We start from the raw sequence: 3,478 nt of genomic DNA, 5'->3' as shown, positions 1-3,478 counted from the left end.
CGCTACGAGATCCAGCGGCTGCTCCACGGGCTCGAAGCGATCACCCGCCTGCACTTTGCCCAGGAGCTGGAAACTATCGATTGCTCGAGGACGAGTAGTTCCTGCGAAGGGACACCCCAAGGCGCTGGATGGCTTTGACAAATTCCAACGCGCATGCCTGCCTCCTCTACTTCGTCGTGCGGTAGCTGACGCCCGAGCCGAGCGCGCAGTGTGAGCGCAATGACTGAAATAAGTTACCTGTGGCCCTTGACCGGCGGCCTCCTGATCGGCCTGTCGGCAGGCCTCTACCTTCTGCTGAACGGAAGGATAGCCGGGATTTCCGGTCTCGCGGCCGCCGCAGCGGGGGTGACCCATTGCGGCTGCGACGGTCTTCGTCACCCGCCATCTCATTGGAGTTTAGCCATGAGGACCCGCACGTTAGCAGCGATCGTCTGCGGGCTCATCTTCGGGGCGGGTCTGGCAATCTCCGATATGATCAATCCCGGACGAGTGCTGGTTCCTCGATGTCGCGGGTAGCTGGGACCCGTCGCTGGCCTTTGTCATGGGTGGCGCGCTGATCCCTTCTGCCCTGGCTCTTCTGCCGACCAACCGGCGGGGCAATGCAGTTCTGTTCGGCTTGAATTCTTCCAGGGCCTTAGTCGGCTGGAGGCAAACGGATCTGGCCCAAGCTGCTGGCCTGTCCGAAATGAGCGTGAAGAACATTGAGCGCGGCGTAACGGATTCGCGGATGAGCACGATGCAAGTGATTCGATCAGCGCTCGAAGCCGCGGGGGTCATTTTAATCGACGAGAACGGCGAAGGCCCCGGCGTTCGACTACGCAAGAAGGGCTAATCGACTTTAGATTGAAATTCTGCTTCCCTGCTCGACGGCGACCGCATTACGAGCCGCCAGATCGACGAGCTCTTCATCAGAGTAATGACGATGACCGACAACGATCAGCAGTTTGAATACTCAGAATTCTCCGGCGAGTTCATCGATGATGATGTGACGGTCATTTTGCGCATTTACCGTCCTGCCGGCACCAACCACGATTGGGTGCTCAAAGTATGCGACGAGGAAGGGAATACGACCGTCTGGAATTACCCCTTCGATACCGATCGAGAGGCATTCGAAGAATTTCTCGCCACCGTTCAGCGTGACGGGATCCGCAGCTTTCTCGACGAGCCGGTCCAAAAGTTGTACTGACGCTTGACCGCATGGTCTCGCGCCAATAACTTCCAATTCGCGCCCACCAAGCGCACGGCCTTGCCGGGCGCACCAACACAGAGAGAAAACATTGCTAACGCGGTCGGCATTCGTGCCGGCGGCAAACGTGTTTCTCTGTACGAAGCGGCCGAACGCGTGCGAGTGACGCGGCGGACGATGATCAAGATCGGCCGAGATGTAACCGCAATTCTGTTTACATCACCGCGAGCTATCGCTGAAGGCTCGGACCGCACTGTCGGCGAGGCTGTCTGCTGGAGGCAAAATGAAGGCGCCTGCGGAGGCACAGACACAAGGCCTATCGATTTCCCTCCCCTCTCACTTTGGTTCGATTGCTATTCGGGTGGCACAGCGGCTTTGACCCGGAGTACGCGTGCCAGCAAATCTGCGGAGCGAGTGTTGGTCCGCAATGCGAAATCGACACAAAGCCACGTTGGGGGCGCGGCGGAAACATGTGCGGCTATCGCTGGGCATTTGTCGCGTGCTCGACAATGGGGCTTATTCAAGCACATAAACGGTGACATCATCCGCCCGCTCCCTAATCCCCTTGAACGACGCATGCCGCAGCTTCCCATCCTGCGATACTCGGCTTCCGCGACAAGAACCGGCCGCACGAACACGGCGCCCTTGCACCTAAGCGCCACGGCTGGCTGATCGGCCACGATCGTGTCGAGCAGTTCACGGAGCTTTCTCGATTCCTGATAGGTCCAGCCGTCCCGCAGCCGCCGACGTAGACGAGCCCCTCGCCTTTCCTCGCCGCCAGCAGCAGCCTACCGATCGCGCCCGGCATCGTTGACGGCTCGTAGCCGACGATTACGAAGCTGTCGCTGCGCACGCACTTGATCTTCTGCCAGTCAGGGCGACGGCCGGATTGGTAGGGTTTGTCGCGCCGCTTGGCGACGATGCCTTCTAGCCCCTGCTCGCATGCAATCCTGAAAAATTCATCCCCAGCCGAATCGCAACATCGCGACCGGCGATGATCGGCTCCAACAGCCGCCGGCAGCCGTCGGAGGTCGCGTCCTTCGAGATAGAGGAGATCGAAAGCGAAGTAAGATTCCGCTTGCATCTTCCGGGGCGTCCACACACGTCCCACTTCACCTCGAAAGCCCACTCGCGCCCTTTCGGCGGCTTGTCGACAAGCATCGCACACAAGGCTCGATGCGCGCCGGCATAGGGTCCGGCGGCGGAGCGTTAGGCGGTTTCTATGTGACTGCTCTCGTCATCCTTTCAAGGCCGTCTGGTGCGCGCCTGGTTTCGCAGGTGGCCCCGGATCTATTCCCCGCGAATGTCAACCTACGCGAGGGCAGCCGGGACGATTAGCGAAGTACGCGGTCACAAAGCGTCCGCGCCTTATCCCCTCGACAGCAATCTCGCGACGAGTGACTGATTGGATTTCGGGGTCGCGAAACCCGAGCCTGTAAGCACGGCGAATAGCCTGACGTTCGCTGCAGCCGCGATCGCGTCTATAGTAGTCGTCATCATCATACCTTCGCTCGCGAAGCTCCGGTCCACCGGGTCCAATATACAGGTCCAGGGACTGCGCTGACGGGATGGATGGCACGGCGGTCCATGTGCCGGCCGCAATCGAGCCTATTGCGAGCAACCTACCAACGGACCTTATCATGGTATCCTCCACAATTTAGTGAAAGCTAATCAACTCAACGAAATCGTGGCAAATGGGTTCCGCACGATAGGAAGCAGTTGGAGCACATAGCATTGACTCCCGCTATGACGCGAACATAATAAGAACATTGATCCGAAATCTGAGTAGGAATGACTGTCCTCAACCGTCGAGCGCGGTCGCGCCCGAGAATAATTTGCCTTGCCGGTAAGCCGGCCACTCCACAGCAATAGAGTGAAACGGTACGGGCAGAAGCTCCGCCCGGGGAGGCGTGAAAAATTTATTGTTTCGCATGCCCGCCCATAGCGGCAGCGTCGGTAACGGCAAATGAACCACACAACTGCCAGCGACCACGCCATCAACGCCTTACTAGCCGCCGCCGCCGCTTTAACTTCTCGCCCCTCATCAAATGGTTCAGGCTGCTCGCCTTGCTGAACAGCGGGCCAAGAGCGTTCGTCGTTTGAGTCTGCCTATTGTTCAAGGTCAACTGGCAGGACGCGCAGCGCTATGGTCGCGTGTTGCCACGACATTCAAGCCGATACTTCATTTGCGTCAGCGCAAGAGCGTGGCAGCGAGGCGAGATCAGCGTCGCTCCGGAAGTAGCGCGACGCCGCCTCCGTCCGGTTGTGCACGTTCATCTTCTTGTAGATGTT

At 59.0% G+C, this 3,478-nt stretch carries 1 protein-coding gene and 3 pseudogenes; 3 read left to right on the top strand and 1 reads right to left on the bottom strand.

Annotated elements, in window-relative coordinates; translation table 11 throughout:
• Positions 1–219 precede the first annotated feature (219 nt).
• The 3 genes and pseudogenes from N181_RS34635 to N181_RS06915 form a co-directional block, all read left to right on the top strand.
• Positions 220–360 (top strand): annotated as a pseudogene (locus N181_RS34635) (YeeE/YedE family protein); the annotation flags it as partial.
• A gap of 42 nt (positions 361–402) precedes the next feature.
• A pseudogene (locus N181_RS35485) lies at positions 403–832 on the top strand (DUF6691 family protein).
• A 90-nt stretch (positions 833–922) separates the two neighbouring features.
• Complete coding sequence (locus N181_RS06915) at positions 923–1,186, top strand: hypothetical protein (RefSeq protein WP_037436461.1); 264 nt, start codon at positions 923–925, stop codon at positions 1,184–1,186.
• A 2,169-nt stretch (positions 1,187–3,355) separates the two neighbouring features.
• Here the strand turns inward: N181_RS06915 and N181_RS32945 are convergent.
• Positions 3,356–3,478 (bottom strand): annotated as a pseudogene (locus N181_RS32945) (response regulator transcription factor); the annotation flags it as partial.

Origin of the sequence: Sinorhizobium fredii USDA 205 (assembly GCF_001461695.1) — a bacterium.
Lineage (GTDB): Bacteria > Pseudomonadota > Alphaproteobacteria > Rhizobiales > Rhizobiaceae > Sinorhizobium > Sinorhizobium fredii.
The sequence above is the reverse complement of the archived record's forward strand: the minus strand, read 5'-3'. Positions and strand labels throughout refer to the sequence as shown.